The 20,781-nt window shown below is 74.3% G+C and carries 19 protein-coding genes; 15 read left to right on the top strand and 4 right to left on the bottom strand.

Annotated elements, in window-relative coordinates:
- The first annotated feature begins 25 nt into the window (after positions 1-25).
- The 8 genes from ACI3ET_RS14360 (at position 26) to ACI3ET_RS14325 (ending at position 5,582) form a co-directional block, all read left to right on the top strand.
- Positions 26-901 carry a Fic family protein gene (locus ACI3ET_RS14360; protein WP_405033751.1) on the top strand — a complete coding sequence of 292 codons (876 nt, stop codon included), beginning with the start codon at positions 26-28 and terminating at the stop codon, positions 899-901.
- A 332-nt stretch (positions 902-1,233) separates the two neighbouring features.
- Positions 1,234-2,001 carry a cellulose synthase operon protein YhjQ/BcsQ gene (locus tag ACI3ET_RS14355; RefSeq protein WP_405033750.1) on the top strand — a complete coding sequence of 256 codons (768 nt, stop codon included), beginning with the start codon at positions 1,234-1,236 and terminating at the stop codon, positions 1,999-2,001.
- Entirely contained in the window at positions 1,998-3,095 is a 1,098-nt protein-coding gene (locus ACI3ET_RS14350; protein WP_405033749.1) for a TadA family conjugal transfer-associated ATPase, read from the top strand. The genes ACI3ET_RS14355 and ACI3ET_RS14350 overlap by 4 nt, the downstream gene beginning before the upstream one ends.
- Positions 3,088-3,852, top strand: a complete 765-nt coding sequence (locus ACI3ET_RS14345) for a type II secretion system F family protein (RefSeq protein ID WP_405033748.1) — start codon at positions 3,088-3,090, stop codon at positions 3,850-3,852. The genes ACI3ET_RS14350 and ACI3ET_RS14345 overlap by 8 nt, the downstream gene beginning before the upstream one ends.
- On the top strand, positions 3,849-4,472 hold the full coding sequence (locus tag ACI3ET_RS14340; RefSeq protein ID WP_405033747.1) for a hypothetical protein: 624 nt from the start codon (positions 3,849-3,851) through the stop codon (positions 4,470-4,472). The genes ACI3ET_RS14345 and ACI3ET_RS14340 overlap by 4 nt, the downstream gene beginning before the upstream one ends.
- 155 nt (positions 4,473-4,627) lie before the next feature.
- A complete protein-coding gene (locus ACI3ET_RS14335; RefSeq protein ID WP_405033746.1) occupies positions 4,628-4,825 on the top strand; it encodes a DUF4244 domain-containing protein in 198 nt (65 codons plus the stop codon).
- Positions 4,822-5,187 carry a TadE family type IV pilus minor pilin gene (locus ACI3ET_RS14330; RefSeq protein WP_405033745.1) on the top strand — a complete coding sequence of 122 codons (366 nt, stop codon included), beginning with the start codon at positions 4,822-4,824 and terminating at the stop codon, positions 5,185-5,187. The genes ACI3ET_RS14335 and ACI3ET_RS14330 overlap by 4 nt, the downstream gene beginning before the upstream one ends.
- Positions 5,184-5,582 (top strand): Rv3654c family TadE-like protein, encoded by a 399-nt coding sequence (locus ACI3ET_RS14325; RefSeq protein ID WP_405033744.1) that lies wholly within the window; start codon positions 5,184-5,186, stop codon positions 5,580-5,582. Before ACI3ET_RS14330 ends, ACI3ET_RS14325 begins: the two co-directional genes overlap by 4 nt.
- Before the next feature lie 62 nt (positions 5,583-5,644).
- Here the strand turns inward: ACI3ET_RS14325 and ACI3ET_RS14320 are convergent, their stop codons facing one another.
- Positions 5,645-6,040, bottom strand: coding sequence for a LapA family protein (locus ACI3ET_RS14320; protein ID WP_405033742.1), 396 nt, complete (start codon positions 6,038-6,040; stop codon positions 5,645-5,647).
- A gap of 152 nt (positions 6,041-6,192) precedes the next feature.
- Positions 6,193-8,532 carry a DEAD/DEAH box helicase gene (locus ACI3ET_RS14315; protein WP_405033741.1) on the bottom strand — a complete coding sequence of 780 codons (2,340 nt, stop codon included), beginning with the start codon at positions 8,530-8,532 and terminating at the stop codon, positions 6,193-6,195.
- A gap of 172 nt (positions 8,533-8,704) precedes the next feature.
- Between ACI3ET_RS14315 and ACI3ET_RS14310 the strand changes: the two genes are divergently transcribed.
- Together ACI3ET_RS14310 and ACI3ET_RS14305 are read left to right on the top strand one after the other, a co-directional pair.
- Complete coding sequence (locus tag ACI3ET_RS14310; RefSeq protein WP_405033740.1) at positions 8,705-11,032, top strand: sodium-translocating pyrophosphatase; 2,328 nt, start codon at positions 8,705-8,707, stop codon at positions 11,030-11,032.
- Positions 11,033-11,140: 108 nt separating this feature from the next.
- Positions 11,141-12,565, top strand: coding sequence for a DUF7059 domain-containing protein (locus ACI3ET_RS14305; protein ID WP_405033738.1), 1,425 nt, complete (start codon positions 11,141-11,143; stop codon positions 12,563-12,565).
- Positions 12,566-12,583: 18 nt separating this feature from the next.
- On the opposite strand, the gene ACI3ET_RS14300 is transcribed toward ACI3ET_RS14305, so the two are convergent.
- Positions 12,584-13,300, bottom strand: coding sequence for a hypothetical protein (locus tag ACI3ET_RS14300; protein WP_405033737.1), 717 nt, complete (start codon positions 13,298-13,300; stop codon positions 12,584-12,586).
- Between the two features lie 115 nt (positions 13,301-13,415).
- Between ACI3ET_RS14300 and topA the strand changes: the two genes are divergently transcribed.
- On the top strand, positions 13,416-16,169 hold the full coding sequence (gene topA / locus ACI3ET_RS14295) for a type I DNA topoisomerase (RefSeq protein ID WP_405033736.1): 2,754 nt from the start codon (positions 13,416-13,418) through the stop codon (positions 16,167-16,169).
- Positions 16,170-16,178: 9 nt separating this feature from the next.
- Here topA and ACI3ET_RS14290 read toward each other — a convergent pair whose 3' ends face one another.
- A complete protein-coding gene (locus ACI3ET_RS14290; RefSeq protein WP_405033735.1) occupies positions 16,179-17,348 on the bottom strand; it encodes a trans-sulfuration enzyme family protein in 1,170 nt (389 codons plus the stop codon).
- 132 nt (positions 17,349-17,480) lie between these two features.
- Here ACI3ET_RS14290 and ACI3ET_RS14285 point away from each other — a divergent pair, with 132 nt between their 5' ends.
- From ACI3ET_RS14285 to ACI3ET_RS14270, 4 genes are all read left to right on the top strand, one after another.
- Entirely contained in the window at positions 17,481-17,993 is a 513-nt protein-coding gene (locus ACI3ET_RS14285; protein WP_405033734.1) for an Lrp/AsnC family transcriptional regulator, read from the top strand.
- Positions 17,994-18,027: 34 nt separating this feature from the next.
- Complete coding sequence (locus tag ACI3ET_RS14280; protein WP_405033733.1) at positions 18,028-18,813, top strand: MerR family transcriptional regulator; 786 nt, start codon at positions 18,028-18,030, stop codon at positions 18,811-18,813.
- 105 nt (positions 18,814-18,918) lie between these two features.
- Positions 18,919-19,614, top strand: coding sequence for a dTMP kinase (gene tmk, locus ACI3ET_RS14275; protein WP_405033732.1), 696 nt, complete (start codon positions 18,919-18,921; stop codon positions 19,612-19,614).
- Positions 19,611-20,771 carry a DNA polymerase III subunit delta' gene (locus tag ACI3ET_RS14270; protein ID WP_405033731.1) on the top strand — a complete coding sequence of 387 codons (1,161 nt, stop codon included), beginning with the start codon at positions 19,611-19,613 and terminating at the stop codon, positions 20,769-20,771. Before tmk ends, ACI3ET_RS14270 begins: the two co-directional genes overlap by 4 nt.
- The last annotated feature ends 10 nt before the right edge of the window (positions 20,772-20,781 follow it).

The raw sequence follows: 20,781 nt of genomic DNA, 5'->3' as shown, positions 1-20,781 counted from the left end.
GGCGGTGCCGACCTACAGTGATCCGGTGAGCTCCCCGACCTTGACCGCTGTGGCCGACCTCGCCCGCCTGCCGGGTGTGGCCGACAGCGTGACCGCAGCCCGGGAGGCTTGCACCGCGCTGCGGTGGCACGAGGCCTTGCGCCGCCGCACACCAGAGGCCGCCGCGGAGTCCCGCGTGCGCGGGGCGGCCGCCAGTGCCCTGCTGGAGGGGGCGGAGCCCGCAGGGTCGGCAGGCAGCGTGGACCTCGTGCGCGACCTGGTCCGCGGTGCGGTCGACTGGGGCGAGCGGGGGCAGGACCCGGTATGGCGCGTGCTGGCGGGCGTCGTCCGCGCCACGGCCGCGACGGAGCGGGTGGGAAGCACCCAGCTGCGTTCGCCCGCGCAGGTGCTGGCGTCGCTGCACACCGCGGCGACGGGGGACCTGCTGCCGATGTCGCAGGTCGGCAGGCCGAGGCGCGCCGGGGAGGACTCCCTCGAGTGGACGGAGCTAGGTCCGGCCCCCGGGCTCGAGGAGATGCGGGCGCGGCTGGACCTCGTGCACGAACTGGTGGCCGCCGTCGCCTCGGCGGGGGCACCCACGCTGCTGGTCGCTGCGGTGGTCCATGCCGAGCTGCTCGTGGTGCGCCCCTTCGTCCTCGGCAACGGGGTGGTCGCCCGGGCCCTCGAGCGCGTGGTGCTGCGTGCCGGTGGCCTCGACCCGACCGGGGTCGCGGTGCCGGAGGTGGGGCACGCCGACAGGGCGGGGTCGGAGTACCGCGGCGCCGTCGGTGCCTACGCCTCGGGCGGGCCGGACGGGGTACGGCTATGGTTGACACACTGCGCGGAGGCCGCCGAGCGTGCGGCGGCCGAGGGTGGTCGCATCGCGGACGCCGTGAGGGCGGGTCGTCTCACGTCGGCGTGAACGCAGGGTGACCTCTGGGGGGCGTTCGCCTTACGCGTACGACAACTCGTGGTACTTGCTTTGCCCTGGGCGCGGGTGTCATACTTGTCTGTACAGCGCTCCTCGCAAGAGTCGTAGCGCGGGTGTTCGGGGCCATCCCCCCCTGGTCTTGAGCACCGACGGCCCCGGCTCCCCCCGCCGGGGCCGTCTTCATCTCTGCGGTGGGTCCTCCCCTCCGGACCCCGTCGACAGCCCGTCGACAGCCCGTCCACATGGTCGGGCGCAGCGGGACGTTCTCCACAGCCGTTCATGCCGGTCTGGCGGCCGGGCGCCCCCGGGATCAGCCTGGGGCGATGCACCAGGACTCCAGCTCGGTCGTCGGTCTCGTGGGTGGCACCGGCGGGGTGGGGGCCAGCACCCTGGCCTGCGCCGTCGCTGCGCTCGCCGCGGAGGTCGGTCTCAGCACCCTGCTCGTGGATCTGAGCCCGCACGGGGGCGGGCTCGACACGGTCGTGGGAGCGGCTCACCTGCCGGGGCGGAGGTGGCCGTCACGCGAGGAGGACCTGCAGCGCCTGCGCTGCAGCGAGCTGCCCACGGTCGACGGGCTGCGGGTGCTGAGCCACTCGCGCCGGGTCGCGCCCAGCCGGACCCTCGGCGGCGCGGCGGTCGAGGGGGTCGCCCGGCTGGCGAGGGCCCACGACGTCGTCGTGCTGGACCTGCCCCGCCCCGACCACCCCCGAGCCCTCGCCTGGTGGCACCTGGCCTCCTGCCCCGTGCTGGTCGTGAGCACCAGCCCCCCACAGGTCGCCGGCGCCCTCGCGGTGCGCGCGCTGCTGCCGACCGCTCGCGCCACCGTGGCGCGGACGTCGTCCGGGTGCGGGCTGCACCCCGGGGACGTGTCCGACCTGCTGGGACTGCCGCTGCTCGCACGCCTGGACCACGACCCCTCGGTGGCGACGGCGCTCCTCGAGGAGGTGGCGCCGGGCCGGGCCGAGGGAGCGGTGCGCGACGCCGCCGTGGCGGTGCTCGCGCTGGCGACCGGCGCGCGTCGGGGACTCACGTCAGGCAGGCGCGCCGACAACGGCACCGGGGACGAAGGACGCGGCGGTGAGGTGGCATGACGTCACCCTCGTCCCCGGTGGGTGGGGTGCCCGGCGGCCTCGCAGCCTCGCTGGGTCCGCTCGCCGGGCTCCTGGACGACCCGCGCGTGACCGACGTGCTCGTCAACGGTGGCACCGGGGTGTGGGCGGACCGGGGGCAGGGCGTCGAGGCGGTCGACGTCGCCCTCACCGACGAGCGCAGCGTCCGACGTCTGGCGGTGCGCCTGGCCGGGCTCGCGGGTCAGCGGCTCGACGACGCCAGTCCCTGGGTGGACGGGTTGCTGCCGGGCGGCGTGCGCCTCCACGCCCTCCTGCCTCCGCTCGTCGTGGGAGGACCACACGTCAGCCTGAGGGTGCCGCGCCGCGACTCACCCACCCTGGACGACCTCGCCCGCTGGGGTGCGCTCGACGCCACCTCGGTCGCCGTGCTGGAGGCGGTGGTCGCCCGACGGGTCTCCTTCGTGGTCACGGGCGGGACCGGTTCGGGCAAGACGACGCTCCTGGGGGCACTGCTCGCGGGGTGCGACCCCACCGAGCGCATCGTGGTGGTGGAGGACGTGCGCGAGCTGCGGGTCTCGCACCCGCACGTCGTGCACCTGCAGGGGCGCTGCGCCAACGTGGAGGGTCGCGGAGAGGTGACGCTCACGACGCTCGTGCGCCAGTGCCTGCGGATGAGACCCGACCGGGTCGTCGTGGGCGAGGTCCGCGGGGCCGAGGTGCGAGAGCTGCTCGCTGCCCTCAACACCGGCCACGAGGGCGGGTGCGGGACCCTGCACGCCAACGCGGCGGGCGACCTCGTGAGCCGGATGGAGGCGCTGGGGGCGCTGGCCGGCATGAGCCCGGCGGCGGTGCACGCCCAGCTCGCCAGCGCGATCGAGGTGGTCCTGCACGTGGCGCGCGACCCGGACGGTGCCCGTCGTCTCGTGGAGGTGGCGGTGCTGACCACGGACGAGCGCGGTCGCGTCGTGGCCGACCCGGCGATCAGTGGGTCCCCGGGTGCCTGGGTGGAGGGGCCAGGCTGGGCACGGCTGAGCTCGCGGCTGGGGCTGGGGCGTGGACGCCCCTGGGACGTCGCCGCTGGTGGCGAGCCCGTGGGCGGGGGGAGCGGTGAGTGAGGCCCTCGGCCCCGCCGGCGGGATCGCCCTGCTCCTCGGGGGGGCCGCAGCGCTGGCCGTCCTGCTGTGGCCGGCAGGGGACCGCGTTCACGAGGGGCGTCGGCGAAGACGGGCGGGGCGCGGCGGGAGGCGTGCTGGGAGGGGTGCTCCTCGTGGCTGGAGGGGCGAGCTGGAGGACCGCGTGCGACGGCGTGCACGGCATACCCCGGACGCGGGCGCAGGCGAGGTGCTCCTGCTCGACGGGCTGGCTGCCGCCCTGGAGGCGGGGCTGCCCACAGCGAGGGCGCTCCACCTGGCCCTCGAGGTCTCGCCCGGGGTCGACGCCGCAGGTCGGGGGTGGGAGGACCTCCGACGGGCGGCGCGGCACGGCCATCCGCTGGCCCCCGCCTGGGCGCGGCTGGCCCGCCAGACCGGGCGCCCGACCCTCGGCTCGGTGGCCCGTGCCTGGGCGGTGGCGTCCCGGTCGGGGGCGCCGCTGGCGTCGGCGGTGCGGACCAGCGCCGGCGCGGCCCGGGAGCGACGTCGGCTCGAGCGGGTTGTCGACGTGGCCACTGCCGGCGCCCGCTCGACGGCCACCGTCCTGGGACTGCTCCCCCTGGCCGGCGTCGGGCTCGCGGCCGTCCTCGACGTGCCCCCCTCCCGGCTCTACGGCACCCCAGCAGCGCTGGTCTCCGCACTGTGCGGACTCGTGCTCCTGGGGGTCGGCCACCTGGTGGTGCGACGCCTGGTGCGTCGGGTGCTGGACGGCATCGCATGACGGCGACGGTCCTGGCGGTGGCCGCCGCCGTCGCCGTGCTGACGTGGCCGGTCGGCGGTCCGGAGTGGACACCGGGTCGGCTGCGCGGCTCGGGCGTCGGGGGCACCGGCGGCCCCGTGCCGAGATGGAGACGGTGGGTACCGGGCGCGCGACCCAGGCGGGCCCCGTCACGCGCGGACGGGTCGCCGACGGCGCTCATGCCCGAGGTGCTGGAGCTCTACGCGCTGGCGCTCCTGGGAGGAGGGTCCCTCGCGGGCGCCGCCCGGTCGCTGGGGGCCTCGGTCCCCGGGGAGCTGGGTGCGGAGCTGGTGCGGATCGGTCAGGCCATGGAACGAGGTGAGGATGCCGAGGCCGTGTGGGGGGCGGTGGGACCGCACTGGTGGCCGGCGCGGCGCAGTCTCGACCTCGCTGCGCTCGCGGGTGTGCCACCGGGCGAGGCGCTGGTGGGCGCGGCGCGGGACCTGCGGCGGGACGCCGTCTCCGCCGTCGAGGTGGCCGCGGCGCGTCTGGGCGTGCGGCTCGTGCTGCCCCTGGCGCTGGCCTTCCTGCCCGCCTTCGTCCTGACCACCGTCCTGCCCCTGGTCCTGGCTCTGGTGCAGGACATGGGAAGCCTCCGGTGAGGCGGCTGTGCACAGGGCCGGTGCTGCGGGCCCGCCTGTCCACAGGTCCGGGCGAGGGTCTGGTCGACGACCGGGCACGACCTCAGGGTGGTGGCAGGCGGGCCACCGGGTCCGCGACCACCGGAGAACGACTCCGGGGAGAGAGGAGAGAAGTGATGAGGATCCGACGGTTCAGGACGGCTCTGACCCAGTGGAGGCAGCGGGCGGAGGCCGGCATGTCGACGGCGGAGTATGCCGTGGGCACGATCGCAGCGTGCGCGTTCGCCGCGCTGCTGCTCACCGTGATCAGGTCGGGCGCGGTCGAGGGGCTGGTCTCCACGGTGATCACCACCGCATTGTCGGTGTCGCTGTGAGCGCGCGCGGGCACCGGCGCCAGGACGCGGGGATGGCGACGGCCGAGCTGGCCATGGCGATCCCTGCCGTGGTGCTGGTGCTCGCGCTGTGCCTCACCGCCATGGCCCTGGGGATCGACCAGGTGCGCTGCGTGGACGCGGCACGCGTGGGCGCGCGCGCCGCGTCGCGCGGCGAGCCCGCCCAGGTCGTGAGGGAGCTGGCCGAAGGACGCGCGCCCACAGGCTCCACGGTGACGGTCGAGGCCGGCCCGGCCACCGTCACCGTCGCGGTCGTCGCCCCGCCCCGGGTCCGGCTGCTCCCGGCGGTCCCGGCCGCAGCTGCGTCGGCCGTGGCGGTGTGGGAGCCGGGAGCCGGACCGTGAGGTCGCGCACGGCGACGAGGCTGGTGCCGACACCCGACCGGGGTTCGGGGACGGTGCTGGCCCTCGGGCTGCTGGGCGTCCTCGGGACCCTGCTGCTGGCTGGGGTGCTGGTCGTCGCGGTGAGCGTCGGTGGTCAGCACGCACGCACCGCCGCGGACCTGGCGGCGCTCGCAGGAGCCGGACGCGCGGTCTGGGGTGTGTCGCAGGTCGAGGTGTGCGGCGTGGCGGCACAGGTCGCGCACCAGAACGGAGGGCTGCTGACCAGCTGCGAGGTCTCGTTCGGCCACGACTCGTCACCGGTGCCGCGCGTCGACGTCGAGGTCGTCACGCAGGTGGCGGGGCGGTGGACGCTGCGCGCCACGGCTGCGGCCGGAGGGGCCGCCGCCGAGCAGTGAGGCGCGGGATCAGCCCCTCACCGCCCCTGGTCGAGGGCGGTGAGCCTTCCCAGCGACTCGCCTCAGGGCGTGGAGCGCGGCGGCGGAGGCGTGGACGACGAGGTGGTGGGGGTGGTGCCGCGAGGAGCGGTGGTGCCGGGTGCGGTGGAGGGGCGGTCGAGGCTCGAGCGGTCCTCGGTGCGCGTGGCACGGCGGTCGGCGTCCTTGGCCTGCTTGCGCAGCTCGCGGACCTCGCGCGAACGGCGGGCCTTGGTGCGGGCACCGGCACCGGCCATCCAGAGGCCGAGGGCGGCGACGGCCAGGGTCGCGACCCCCGCGAGGTAGAGCCACAGCGGCAGCATCTCGATGTTGAGGATGCCGTAGTTGATGCTGACGGGATCCATGCCGCCGGTCGCCAGCACCATGTAGGCGATCACAGCAGCGGCCAGGAGGATGAGGAGGAGGCCGAAGATCAACATGGCGGACCTTTCGTGTCAGTCGTCGCGCCGGGGCGAGTGCCAAGGACGGCCCGCGCGCGAGGCAACGGTGCTCGTCGCAGGCTAGCCCAGGTCGGCATACGCGGCGACCCGATCGGGGCACGCGGCGACCGATCGGGGCACCCCGCTACCGGTCAGATCACCCGCGCCACGTCGACCGGACGCTCGCTGAGCAGGTGGGCGAGCACGGCGACGGCCCCCGCCCGGTCGAGGGGCTCGTTGCCGCTGCCGCACTTGGGTGACTGGACGCACGCTGGGCAGCCGGCCTGGCACGAGCAGGCCTGCACCAGGTCGAGGGTCGCGGTGAGCCAGGACGCCGCCTCGCGGAAGCCCCGGCGTGCGAAGCCGGCGCCGCCCGGATGGCCGTCGTAGACCATCACGGTCGGCAGCCCGGTGTCGGGGTGCAGAGCCGTGGAGACCCCGCCGAGGTCCCAGCGGTCGCAGGTGGCCAGCAGCGGCAGCATCCCGATGCTTGCGTGCTCGGCGGCGTGGAGCGCACCCGGCACGGCGTCCTCCCCGAGCCCGGCGAGGGCGAGCTCGTCCTCCGGCAGCGTCCACCAGACGGCCTGGGTCAGCAGGCTGCGCTCCGGCAGCTCGAGGGCGTGCGTCCCGATCACCTCGCCGGTCGGCAGGATCCGCTGGAACGAGGTCACCCGCGTGGTGACCTCGACGCGTCCGGTGTGCAGCCGCGCCGCACCCCACACCTCCTCGCCCTCGCGGGAGCGGACGGTGAAGGTGCTCTCGCTGCGGGCTCGCGTGGACCACCCCGGGTCACCGGCGACGACGAGCGCGACCGCCGCCTCGAGGTCGAGGTCGGTCACGACGTGGCGCTGGCCCTGGTGGACGTAGACGGCGCCGGCGTGCACCGTCGTCAGCGCCCGGTCCTCGTCGACGGTCCCCAGGACCCTGCCGCTGCGGGCGTCGACGATCTGGACCGCCTGGCCCGCGTCGCGCAGCTGCAGATGGTCCGACGGCCGCTCGGGGCGAACCCAGAACCAACCGGTCGGCCGGCGGCGCAGCACCCCGCCGGCGACGAGCTGCTCGGTCAGCGCCGGCACCGTCGGTCCGAACCACTCGACGTCGTCGCGGGTCAGGGGCAGCTCGGCCGCGGCGGCGGCGAGGTGGGGGCCGAGCACGTAGGGGTTCTCCGGGTCGAGCACGCACGCCTCGACGGGCGTCTCGAAGATCAGCTCGGGATGGGTCAGCAGGTAGGTGTCCAGCGGGTCGTCGGCCGCGACGAGGACGGCCAGCGACGGTGCGCCGCGCCGCCCGGCCCGCCCGGCCTGCTGCCAGAAGGAGGCCCGCGTCCCCGGCCACCCCGACATCACGACCGCGTCCAGCCCGGCGATGTCGATGCCGAGCTCCAGGGCGCTGGTCGCGGCCAGCCCCAGCAGCTGCCGGCCGCGGAGCGCACCCTCGAGGGCTCGGCGCTCCTCGGGCAGGTAGCCGCCACGGTAGGCCGCCACCTGTCCTGGCACCCCGGCGCCGCGCGCGTCGAGCTCGTCCCGCGTCCGTGACGCCACGACCTCGACGCCCTGCCGCGAGCGTGCGAAGGCCACCGTCTGCACGCCGGTCTCGACCAGATCGGCCAGCAGCGAGGCCGACTCCGCCACCGTGCCGCGCCGGCGTCCGTCGTCCTGCTCCGGCGGCTGCCACAGGGCGACGACGGTCTCGCGCCGCGGGGAGGCGTCCTGGGTGACGGCGACGACCTCCTGTCCCAGGAGGGCGCGGCCCAGGACCTCCGGCTCCGCCACGGTCGCCGAGGCGAGGACGACGGTGGGACGTGCGCCATACCTCGCGGCCACGCGCAGGAGGCGCCGGAGGACGGCGGAGACGTGCGCGCCGAAGACACCCCGGTAGACGTGGCACTCGTCGACGACGACGTAGCGCAGCGCCCGCAGGAAGGTCCGCCACCGTTCGTGACCCGGCAGCAGCGTGTGGTGGAGCAGGTCGGGGTTGGTGAGCACGTAGTGGGCGTGGTCCCTGATCCAGCGCCGCTCCTCGGTGGGCGTGTCCCCGTCGAGCGTGGCCACCCGGACACCCGGCACCGCCAGGGTATGGAGACGCTCGGCCTGGTCCGCGCCCAGCGCCTTGGTCGGGGCCAGGTAGAGCGCGGTCGCCCCCCGGCCCGTTCCCGAGCCGGTGCCGTCGCACAGCGCGGTGAGCACCGGCAGCAGGAAGCCCAACGACTTGCCGGAGGCGGTGCCGGTCGCGACGAGCACGTGCCGGCCCTCGTGGGCGAGCTCGGCGACGCGGGCCTGGTGCTCCCAGAGCGTGTCGATGCCCTCGCCGAGCAGGGCGGCCGTCACCTCGGGCGCGACCCAGTCCGGCCAGGGCACGACCCGTCCCTCGCGGGCGGGCAGCGTCCGGACGTGGACGAGCCGTTCCGCGCGCTGCCCCCGGGTGAGGTGCGCGAGCGCGGAACGGGGGTCGAAGCCCGGGGGCTCCGGAGGGTCGGTGCGGTGCGCTGCCATGACCCCTCCACGGTACGACGGTGCACCCACACACCCTGCGACGCGACGACATGCCAGACCGCTGGTCCGACCCACCCGCCGCCATTCACTACAGTGACCCCAACCACACCGGGGGCGTCGAGTCCCCGCGTCGTCGCCCGCACGGTCGCGGGCCTGCTTCAGGAGGCTGCACATGCAACCAGTCCGTGCCGCGAGCGACATCTCGCTCGACACGGCGGACACCTCGATCGTGATCGTGGTGCTCTGCATCTCGCTCGTCGCACTCGTGATGGGCTTCATGTTCCGCAAGGAGGTCCTCAAGGCCTCTCCCGGGACCGAGGCCATGCAGGAGATCGGGGGCGCGGTGCAGGAGGGGGCCTCCGCCTACCTGCAGCGCCAGTTCAAGACGCTCGCCGTCTTCGCGGTGATCGCCTTCTTCCTGCTGCTCGTGCTGCCGGCGGACGACACGTTCGTCCGCATCGGCCGCTCGGTCGCCTTCTTCTTCGGTGCCCTGTTCTCCGCCACGATCGGCTACCTCGGCATGAACCTGGCGACCCAGGCCAACATGCGCGTCGCCGAGGCCGCCCGCTCGACCGGCCGGGACGCGGGGATGCGCATCGCGTTCCGCACCGGCGGCACGGTCGGAATGGCCACCGTCGGCCTGGGCCTGCTCGGCGCCGCCACGGTCGTCCTCGTCTTCCAGGGGGACGCCGCCAAGGTGCTCGAGGGCTTCGGCTTCGGCGCGGCGCTGCTCGCGATGTTCATGCGCGTCGGCGGCGGCATCTTCACCAAGGCCGCCGACGTCGGCGCGGACCTCGTCGGCAAGGTCGAGGCCGGCATCCCCGAGGACGACCCCCGCAACGCCGCCACCATCGCCGACAACGTCGGCGACAACGTCGGCGACTGCGCCGGCATGGCCGCCGACCTGTTCGAGTCCTACGCCGTCACGCTGGTCGCCGCACTCATCCTCGGCTCCGCCGCCCTGGGCGCCGAGGGCGGGCTCACCCTCCCCCTCGTCATCCCGGCCATCGGCGCGTTGACCGCGATCCTCGGTGTCTACGTCACCAAGGCCCGGCCCGGCGAGAACGGCCTGCAGGCCATCAACCGCGGCTTCTACATCTCCGCCGGCGTGGCCGCGGTCGCCTCGGTGGTCGCCGCGCTCGTGCTCGTCCCGCACAGCGCCGCCGAGCTCGTCCAGCAGCAGTCCATCCTGGGCGGCCCTGCCGCCGAGCTGGACCTCAACCCCGCCGTGCGGTCTGCCGCCGCGGTGGTCGTCGGCATCGTGCTCGCCGCCTTCATCCTGTGGCTGACGGGCCACTTCACCGGCACCGAGAGCAAGCCGACCAACGACGTCGCCCGGACCTCCCTCACCGGCCCCGCCACCGTGATCCTCGCCGGCATCGGCGTGGGCCTGGAGTCGGCGGTCTACACCGCCGTCACCATCGCCGCCGCCATCTTCGCCCTGTTCATCCTCGGCGGCGGGTCGCTGATCCTGTCGCTGTTCTTCGTGGCCCTCGCCGGCTGCGGGCTGCTCACCACCGTCGGCGTCATCGTCGCCATGGACACCTTCGGCCCCGTCTCGGACAACGCCCAGGGCATCGCCGAGATGTCCGGCGACGTCGACGGCGAGGCGGCCCAGATCCTCACCGAGCTGGACGCGGTCGGCAACACCACCAAGGCCATCACCAAGGGCATCGCGATCGCGACGGCCGTGCTGGCCGCCACCGCGCTGTTCGGCTCCTACTTCGACGCCATCCAGCAGACCATCGGCTCGGCGCTCGGCGAGAACGAGGACCTGCTCCAGTCCTTCCTCGTCTTCGACCCGCGCGCCCTCGTCGGCATCCTCATCGGCGGCTCGGTCGTCTTCCTCTTCTCCGGCCTGGCCATCAACGCGGTGACCCGCGCGGCGGGTGCGATCGTCTTCGAGGTGCGCCGCCAGTTCCGCGAGAAGCCCGGGATCATGAACTACACCGAGAAGCCGGACTACGCCCGAGTCGTCGACATCTGCACCCGCGACTCCCTGCGCGAGCTGGCCACCCCCGGCCTGCTGGCCGTCTTCGCCCCGATCGCCGTCGGCTTCGGTCTCGGCGTCGGTGCGCTCGCCGGCTACCTCGCCGGCGCGATCGGCACCGGTGTGCTCATGGCGGTCTTCCTGGCCAACTCCGGTGGTGCCTGGGACAACGCCAAGAAGATCGTCGAGGACGGCGCCTACGGCGGCAAGGGCAGCGACGCGCACGCGGCCACCGTCATCGGGGACACGGTCGGCGACCCGTTCAAGGACACCGCCGGCCCGTCCATCAACCCGCTGATCAAGGTGATGAACCTCGTCGCCCTGCTCATCGCCCCCGCGATCGTCGGTCTCACCTACGGCGACGGCGCCAACGACCTGGTCCGCTGGGCGATCGCCCTCGGCGCCACCGTCGTGATCGTCGTCGCGGTCGTGATCTCCAAGCGTCGCGACATCGCCATCGGCGACGCACCCGAGGCCGCGCACGCCCTCTCCGGCAGCCGCGAGGAGTAGGAGCCTGCCCTGCCGCACCCGACGGACGCACCGGCCGCCGCCCCACCGCACCTGACGGAGGGGGCGGCGGCCGCGCTGCGCGCGGACCTGCAGGACGCGGGGTATGCCGTGGACCACCTCGACACGCTGCTCGGCGAGGTCGCGGCGGGCGCCCTGCACCGCGAGCAGCCGTTCCTGGCCCGTCGTGCGCTGGTCGCCTCGAGCGACCCGGCGGCGGTGCTGGCCCGGCTCTTCGTGCTGGGCAGACCGGTCCCTGCGGCGGACGTCGACCGGGCGCTGCCCCGCACGGGCGCGACCGGGCTGCTGACCGGCGGGCTGGCGCGGACGGACGACCACGACGGCCTCGTCGCCCTGGTCGACCTGCGCCCCTACGGCGACGAACGGCATACCTGGTGGGTGGTCTCCGACCTGTCCGAGACGGTCCGGGGCGGCCCCCTGCCCACCGACCACGTGCTCGGCGTGGGCGGAGCCTCGATCACGCTCGCCTCCTGGACACCTCGCCCGCAGGTGGGCAGGGCCCTCGACATCGGGACCGGCTGCGGGGTGCAGGCGCTGCACCTGGCGGGGCACGCCGACCAGGTCGTCGCCACCGACCTGTCGCAGCGCGCCCTCGCCCTCGCCCGGCTCACCGCGTCGCTCGGCGGCCTCGCTCTCGACCTCCGGCACGGCAGCCTGCTGGGCCCGGTCGAGGGGGAGACCTTCGACCTGGTGGTCAGCAACCCGCCGTTCGTCGTCACGCCGCGCGGGGCGGGCGTGCCGGTCTACGAGTACCGGGACGGCGGTGCCGCGGGCGACAGCCTCGTCGCCGGGCTGGTCGGGGGCCTCGCGGCGCACCTGCGCCCGGGCGGCGTGGCCCAGCTGCTCGCCAACTGGGAGCTCGCCCCCGGCGTCGACTGGCGCGAGCGGGTGGGCGGCTGGCTGGACGGGACGGGGCTGGACGCGTGGGTGGTCCAGCGCGAGGTCCAGGACGTCGCGGAGTACGCCGAGACCTGGGTCCGTGACGGCGGCCAGCGACCGGGGTCGGCCGGGTTCGACCCGCTGTACGCCGCGTGGCTGGACGACTTCGCGGCGCGCGGTATCGCGCACGTGGGGTTCGGCGTGGTGACCCTGCAGCGCCCGGAGACCGACCGCGAGCCGTGGCGCGACCTCGTCGACGTGAGAACGCCGGTCGCCTCCCCGATGGGCCCGACCGTGCTCGCCGGTCTGCAGGCCAGGACCTGGCTGGCCGAGCACACCGCCAGCGAGCTGCTCGACGTGGCCTGGCAGGTCGCCGACGACGTGACCGAGGAGCGGGTCGGGCGGCCGGGGGCGATCGACCCGCAGGTCATCCAGCTGCGACAGGGGGGTGGGCTGCGCCGCGTGGTGCGGATGGACACGCTGTCCGCGGGACTGGTCGGTGCCTGCGACGGCGACCTCACCGCGCGTCAGCTGTGCGCCGGCCTGGCGGTGCTGACGGAGGTGGCGGCCGCCGAGGTCGAGGCACAGGTGCTGCCGGTGCTGCTCGAGCTCGTCAAGGACGGGCTGCTGCGCTGAGCCGGGTGGCCGGGGGCCTCAGCCGAAGCGGTACCCCGAGCGCGAGATCGTGAACGAGCGGCCCAGCGTGCTGCTCGTGCAGGTCACGCCGTCCTCGCCCGAGGTGCAGGTGGTCGGGCCGACCGTCAGGCTCGAGCCGTAGGGGAGCACTGCGAGCGTGGCGCCGTCGAGGTCCAGCGTCTCCCCGTCGACCTGCTCGACCCACCACCCGCCCGTCGAGACCTGGGCCTGGCCCGTGAGGGCCTCGGGCACGCACGTCCAGGCACCCCGCTGGTCGCTCATCGTCATCGCGTCCGCCTCGGCGGTCGTGCAGTCGCCGATCGAGGTGCCGACGAGCTGGTCCGCCGGGGCGGTGTAGGTCTTGTCCGACACCTGGCACACGGCCGTGACGGCGGTCACCGAGCACGCGATGTTGCCGGTCGGGGAGACGAAACCGGCATGCTCGCCGTCGATCGAGATGTCGGTGCCGCCGCTGGCCGAGCGGTCGCCCCCGGCCACCGGGAGGTCGGCCGGGGCGGTCGGCGGCCCGGTCGGGGCCGCGCTCTCCTGCCCGGCGTCCCCGCCGTCGCCCTCGCCGCCTGTGCCCCCGCCGTCCTCGACCGTGCTCTCCGGGTCGCCGGGCGTGTCGCCCTCGTCGCTGCACCCGGCCAGCACCAGCCCCCCGGCCAGCACGAGGGCGGCCAGCGGACGCACCCGGCCGCGGCGCGGCACACCTGCTCTCGTTCGGACGGTCATAGCACGGCAGCGTAGTCGTTTCCCCGCCATGGGCTACCGTGACTGCCCGAGGTCCCGTGTCGGAGTCGCGACGAATCCGCGGCACACGGTGGTCCTTCGAAGGAGGTTGGACGCCATGGCAGGTGGGCACAAGCTGGTGATCGTCGAGTCGCCGGCCAAGGCGAAGAAGATCGGGGAGTTCCTCGGCAGCGGCTACCAGGTCGACGCCAGCGTCGGCCACATCCGCGACCTGCCCAACCCCTCCGAGCTGCCGCCGGAGATGAAGAAGGGTCCGTTCGGCAAGTTCGCGATCAACGTCGACGAGGGCTTCGAGCCCTACTACGTCGTCGATGCCGACAAGAAGAAGAAGGTCGCCGAGCTCAAGAGGGCCCTCAAGGGTGCCGACGAGCTCTACCTGGCCACGGACGAGGACCGCGAGGGCGAGGCCATCGCCTGGCACCTGCTCGAGGTGCTCAAGCCCACGGTCCCGGTCAAGCGGATGGTCTTCCACGAGATCACCAAGGAGGCCATCCAGCGCGCCGTCCACGAGACGCGCGAGCTGGACACCGACCTCGTCGACGCGCAGGAGACCCGCCGCGTCCTCGACCGCCTCTACGGCTACGAGGTCTCGCCGGTGCTCTGGCGCAAGGTCAAGCAGGGGCTGTCCGCAGGGCGGGTGCAGTCGGTCGCGACCCGTCTGGTCGTGGAGCGGGAGCGGGAGCGTATGGCGTTCCGCTCGGCCTCGTACTGGGACGTCGAGGGGGACTTCGCGCCCGCGGGGGCGGGGCGGTCCGCCAGCGACGCCTTCACCGCCCGCCTCTCCGCGCTCGACGGGCGCCGGGTCGCCACCGGTCGCGACTTCGCCGACGACGGGACGCTGCGCGGCAAGAACGTCGTGCACCTGGACGCCACCGGTGCGCAGGCGGTCGCCGACGGCGCCCGGGAGGCCGACGTCGCCGTCAGCCAGGTCGCCGAGAAGCCCTACACCCGCCGACCCTCGGCCCCGTTCACCACCTCGACCCTGCAGCAGGAGTCCTCCCGCAAGCTGCGGATGAACAGCCAGACGACCATGCGCACCGCGCAGCGGCTGTACGAGAACGGCTACATCACCTACATGCGGACCGACTCGACGACGCTGTCGGGGTCGGCCATCGACGCCGCGCGCTCGCAGGCGCGGGACATGTACGGCGCGGACTACGTCCCCGAAGCGCCGCGGACCTACGGCAAGAAGGCCAAGAACGCCCAGGAGGCGCACGAGGCGATCCGCCCGGCCGGCGACCGGTTCCGCACCCCGGCGCAGGTGGCCGGCGAGCTGCGCGGCCAGGAGTACGCCCTCTACGAGCTGATCTGGAAGCGCACGGTCGCCTCGCAGATGGCCGACGCCAAGGGGTCCACCGCCACCGTGCGGCTCGAGGCCGGGCTGCCGGACGGCACCCGCAGCGGGGACGGGGTGGCGTACGCGGTCGCCGAGTTCTCGGCCTCCGGCACGGTCATCACCTTCCGCGGCTTCCTCGCCGCCTACGAGGAGGGCCGGGACGAGGGCCGCTACTCCGGTCCGGAGGCCGACGAGGGCGTAGGTCGACGCCTGCCGAGGCTGAGCGAGGGGGTGGCGCTGGAGACGCTGCGCGCCGAGGCGCAGGGCCACCAGACCTCCCCGCCCGCCCGGTTCACGGAGGCGACGCTGGTCAAGGCGCTGGAGGAGAAGGGTATCGGCCGTCCGTCCACCTACGCGGCGACGGTCGGCACGATCCAGGACCGGGGGTACGTGCGCACCCGCGGGTCGGCACTGATCCCGACCTGGCTGGCGTTCGCGGTGACCCAGCTCCTGGAGCGGCACTTCCCGACGCTGGTGGACTACGACTTCACCGCGTCGATGGAGGAGGACCTGGACCGTATCGCCCGTGGCGACGAGCAGCGGGTCACCTGGCTGCGGCGGTTCTACTTCGGACCCGAGGGCACCGACGGCGCCGGTCTGCGCGACCTCGTGCAGGACCTCGGTGACATCGACGCCCGTGGGGTGTCGACGGTCGAGATCGGTGAGGGCGTCGTGGTCCGGGTCGGACGCTACGGCCCCTACGTCGAGGTCGAGGGCGCCGAGGGAGAGGCGCGCCGCGCGACCGTGCCCGACGACATCGCGCCCGACGAGATGACCCCGGAGAAGGGTCGCGAGCTGCTCGAGGTCGCCGCCGACGACGGCCGCGTCCTCGGGCAGGACCCGGAGACCGGGCACGACGTCGTCGCCCGGGCCGGCCGCTACGGTCCCTACGTGACCGAGGTGCTCCCGGAGACCGACGAGCCCGTCAAGCGCGGAGCCAAGAAGCCCAAGCCGCGCACGGGAAGCCTGTTCCAGGGGATGGACCTGGCCACGATCGACCTGGAGACAGCGCTGCGCCTGATGTCGCTGCCCCGCGTCGTCGGCGTCGACCCTGAGTCGGGCGAGGAGATCACGGCCCAGAACGGGCGCTACGGGCCCTACCTGAAGAAGGGCACCGACTCCCGCTCGCTGACCGGTGAGGACCAGATCTTCGGGATCTCGCTGGAGGAGGCCCTGGCCATCTACGCCGAGCCCAAGCAGCGCGGACGGGCGGGCGCCAAGCCGCCGCTGGCCGAGCTCGGGGCAGACCCCGTGTCGGGCAAGCCGGTCGTGGTCAAGGAGGGCCGCTTCGGGCCCTACGTCACCGACGGCGAGACCAACGCGACCCTCCGCAAGGACGACGACCCCGAGTCGATCACCCCCGAGCGCGGCTTCGAGCTGCTCGAGGAGAAGCGGGCCAAGGGCCCCACCACCCGCAAGCGCGCCGCCCAGAAGACGACGGCGAAGAAGACGACGGCGAAGAAGACGACCGCCAAGAAGACGACCGCCAAGAAGACGACGGCGAAGAAGGCCTGACCCGCGCGGTCAGGTCCGCAGCGCCTGCTCCAGGTCGGCGATGATGTCCTCGGCGGACTCGAGCCCGACCGACAGCCGCAGCACGCCGGCCCCGGGCTTCGCCTCGTCCACGACCGGGCGGTGGGTGACCGCCGCTGGGTGCTGCACGAGGGTGTCGACCCCGCCCAGGCTCACCGCGTGCACGATCATCCGGACGCTCTCGGCCACCCCGGCCGCGCGCTCGAACGACCCGAGGTCCATCGACAGCACCGCTCCCGGCCCGGCCATCTGCGTGCCGACGAGACCGGCGGGGTCGGCCCCCTCCAGCCCGGGGTAGTACACGCGCCGCACGTCGGTGTGCGCGTCCAGCCAGTGAGCGACGACCTGGGCGCTGTCCTGCTGGGCGCGGACGCGCACGGGCAGGGTCTGCAGGCCGCGGTGCGCCAGGTAGGCGGACAGCGGGTGCAGGATAGCGCCGGTGATCGCGCGCACCGGGCGGATGTGCTGCGCCGTCTCCTCCGAGCAGGCCACGACCCCGCCGAGGACGTCGCCGTGCCCCGCGAGGAACTTGGTCACCGAGTGCAGCACGATGCTGGCTCCCTGCTCGAGCGGACGCTGCAGCACCGGGGTGGCGAAGGTGTTGTCGACGAGCACCGGCACGTCGGCGGCCTGCTCGCACAGTACGCGCAGGTCGACGAGGTCGAGGGTGGGGTTGGCCGGTGTCTCGACGACGACGAGCCCGGTGTCGGGCTCGATCGCTGACGCGACGTCCTCCGCCGTCGCCCAGGTGACGCGGGTGCCGAGCAGGCCGCTGGCGAGCAGGTGGTCGCTGCCACCGTAGAGCGGGCGGATCGCGACGACGTGCGGCCTCCCCGCCGAGACGCACGACAGGAGCGTCGCGGTCAGCGCGGCCATCCCCGACCCGAAGGCCACCGCGGCCTCGGCGCCCTCCAGCCCCGCGAGCGCCCCCTCGAAGCGCGCGACCGACGGGCTCCACAGCCGCTGGTAGACGGCGGTCTGCCCCGCCTCGCGCGCGAACCCACCACCCATGTGCTCGTAGGCCTCGCCCCCCTCCCGCACCGTGGGCAGGGGATAGGTGGTCGACAGGTCGATCGGCGGGACGTGGACCCCCAGCGTCGTGAGGTCGTCCCGCCCGGCGTGCACAGCGCGGCTGTCGAAGCCAAGATGTTCGGTGCTCATGATCATATGGTGCAGACCCTGCGTGAAAAGATCAACTTCCACGAAGTATGCGGCCACATGGGCCATCCGCGACCGTAGACGGTGCGGTCGCGCACCTCCCCAGGCTGCGCGGGCACGGCATACCCTCGTCCCGTGCCGAAGAATCCTCAGCCCGACCGCAAGCCGCTCGACCCGACCGACCTCGCCCTCGTCCGCCTGCTCGAGCAGGACGGGCGCATGTCCAACGCCATGCTGGCCCGCGAGGTCGGCATCGCGGAGTCCACCTGCCTGGTGCGCGTGCGCTCGCTGCGCGACCGGGGGGTCATCCGCGGGATCCACGCGGACATCGACCCAGTGGCCGTCGGCAGACCCGTCGAGGCGATGATCGCGGTCCGCTTCGGCGGCCACCGCCGCAGCCACTTCGAGCAGTTCACGGAGGAGGTGCCCCGGCTGCCCGGCGTGCTCGGGGCCTTCCACGTGTCGGGGGCCATCGACTACTACGTGCACGTGGCGACCGAGTCGGCCGACGCCCTGCGCGACTTCGTCCTCGACCACCTCACCAACCGTCCCGGCGTGCTGCACGCGGAGACCTCGCTGATCTTCGAGTCGTTGCGCGGCCGGGGCACGATGACCCGCACGGGTGACGCGCCCGAGCAACCGGCTTGACCCTCACGCGACGGGAGGCCCCAGGATCGGGAACGTGATCGAGAACCTGCTGATGAGCGACGAGCTGCTGACCGTGGGCCAGGTGGCCGAGGCCCTCGGCGTGACGGTGCGCACCCTGCACCACTACGACGAGATCGGGCTGGTCGTGCCCTCGGAGCGCAGCCGCGCCGGCTACCGCCTCTACACGGAGGCGGACCTGCGGCGGCTGCAGCACGTCGTCGTCTACCGCCGGCTCGGCTTCCCGCTGGAGGAGATCGGGGAGCTGCTGGACGGCGCCGGCAGCGACACGGTTGTGGAGCACCTGCGTCGTCAGCGGGAGACGGTCACGCACCGGGTCGCCGAGCTGAGCCAGCTCGTGGCCGCCATCGACGCAGCCCTGGAGGCAGAGATGAACGAGGACCGGATCAGCCGCGAGGAGCAGCGGGAGCTGTTCGGCGACTCCTTCGACGACGACCACGCGGCCGAGGCGGAGGAGCGCTGGGGCGGCAGCGACGCCTGGGCCCAGTCCCAGCAGCGCGCGCGGAGCTACAGCAAGGAGCAGTGGCGGCAGCTCAAGGAGGAGGGCGACGCGGTCAACGCGCGCTACGTGGACCTGATGCAGGCCGGCGCGCCGGCCACGTCGGTCGAGGCCATGGACGCCGCCGAGGAGGCCCGCCAGCAGATCTGTCGCTGGTTCTACGACTGCCCGCGCGAGCTGCACGCCGGCATCGCCGCGATGTACGTCGCGGACCCGCGCTTCACGAAGACCTACGAGGACGTCGCCCCGGGCCTGGCGCAGTACGTCCACGACGCGGTCGTCGCCAACGCCGCCCGGGGCTGAGCGGGCCCGGTCGCGGTGGTCCTCCCGGTGGCCGACACCTCCCGACCAGCCGCCGCTGTGGACGAGCAGGTAGGGGGCGTCGGTCCCCTCGCGTAGGCTGCCGACGTGAGCCAGCAGACCCCGCCCGAGACCGCCCCGAGCGGTGCAGGGCGGGGGCTGTTCGTCGCCTTCGAGGGCGGTGACGGGGCGGGCAAGTCGACCCAGGCGCGGCTGCTGGGGGAGTGGCTGAGCGAGCAGGGACGCGAGGTCGTGCACACCCGCGAGCCGGGCGGCACCACGCTGGGCCGCACGCTGCGCGAGCTGGTGCTCCACGGGGAGGACGGTTCCGTGTCGCCGCGGGCAGAGGCGCTGATCTTCGCCGCCGACCGCGCCCACCACGTCGCGACCCTCGTGCGCCCGGCCCTGGCGCGCGGTGCCGTGGTCCTCACCGACCGCTACCTCGACTCCTCGGTGGCCTACCAGGGAGCCGCGCGCGAGCTGGGTCACGAGGAGGTCCGCGATCTGTCCCTGTGGGCGGTCGAGCGGCTGCTGCCCGACCTGACCGTCCTCCTCGACGTGCCCACCCGCGAGGGCCGGGCACGCCGGGGCGACGTCCACGACCGTCTCGAGCGCGAGGCCGACGACTTCCACGACCGGGTGCGCCGGGGATTTCTGGACCTCGCGGCCCGCGACCCCGACCGCTATCTCGTGCTGGACGCCACCCGGCCCGCCGACGAGCTGACCGCGGCGGTGCGCGCCCGCCTGGGGTCGCTGGACGCCCACCCCGGCGGGACGTCCGGCGTGCCGGGGGCGGGCCGTTGAGCGTCTTCGACCAGCTCGTCGGACAGGACCGCGTGGTGGCCACCCTGCGGCACACGGTCACCACTCCCGGCGCCATGACCCACGCCTGGCTGGTGACCGGCCCGCCGGGGTCCGGCCGCAGCGTCGCGGCCCGCGCCTTCTCCGCCGCCCTGCAGTGCGAGCGCACCGACGACCCCGGGTGCGGCGTGTGCCAGGCGTGCCGCACGTCGATGGCCGGCAGCCACCCCGACGTGACCGTCGTGGCCACCAGCGAGACGTTCATCAAGGTGGCCGAGGCCCGCGACCTCGCCCTCCTCGCCCAGACCCGCCCGTCCATGGGGCGCTGGCGCGTCATCGTGGTCGAGGACGCCGACCGCCTCAACGAACCGGCCGCCGACGCGCTCCTGAAGTCGCTCGAGGAACCGCCGCCCCGCACCGTCTGGCTGCTGTGCGCCCCCTCGCTGGAGGACCTCATCGTCACCGTGCGCTCGCGGTGCCGGCACCTGCGCCTCGGCACCCCGCCCGTCGAGGCGGTGGCCGACCTGCTGATCGCACGGGACGGCATCGACCCCCCGATGGCCCACTACGCGGCGCGTGCGGCGCAGAGCCACATCGGCATCGCCAGGCGGCTGGCCACCGACGAGCACGCCCGGGCTCGTCGCCGCGAGGTCATCGGCATACCGCTGACGCTCACCGGCCTCGGCCCCGCGCTCGGGGCCGCCCAGGACCTCGTGGCCGAGGCGGGCGAGGGCGCCGAAACCCTCTCCACGGACCGGGCCGACGCCGAGCGCCGCGAGCTGCTCGCCCAGCTCGGCGCCGACCCGGGCGCCCGCAGCCAGCCGCCGGCCGTCCGCTCGCACCTGCGCGACCTCGAGGCCCGACAGAAGCGCCAGACCCGCCGTCAGCAGCACGACAGCATCGACGCGGCGCTCACCGACCTCTCCTCGGTCTACCGCGACGCCCTGATCGTGGCCTCGGGGGCCCGGGTGGAGCTCGTCAACGCGACCGAGCCGGAACAGGTCGAGCGGCTCGCCCGTTCCTTCCCGGTGGAGGGTCTGCTCGGTGCGCTCGAGACGATCGGGCTCGCCAGGCAGCGCCTCATCGCCAACGGCGCCCCTCTGCTCGTGCTCGAGGCGATGATGATCGGCCTGACCGTGCCGGCCGGCAACCGTGGCTAGACGACACCGG

The organism is Ornithinimicrobium jinqii, from assembly GCF_045032595.1.
Taxonomy (GTDB): domain Bacteria; phylum Actinomycetota; class Actinomycetes; order Actinomycetales; family Dermatophilaceae; genus Ornithinicoccus.
The sequence above is the reverse complement of the archived record's forward strand: the minus strand, read 5'-3'. Positions and strand labels throughout refer to the sequence as shown.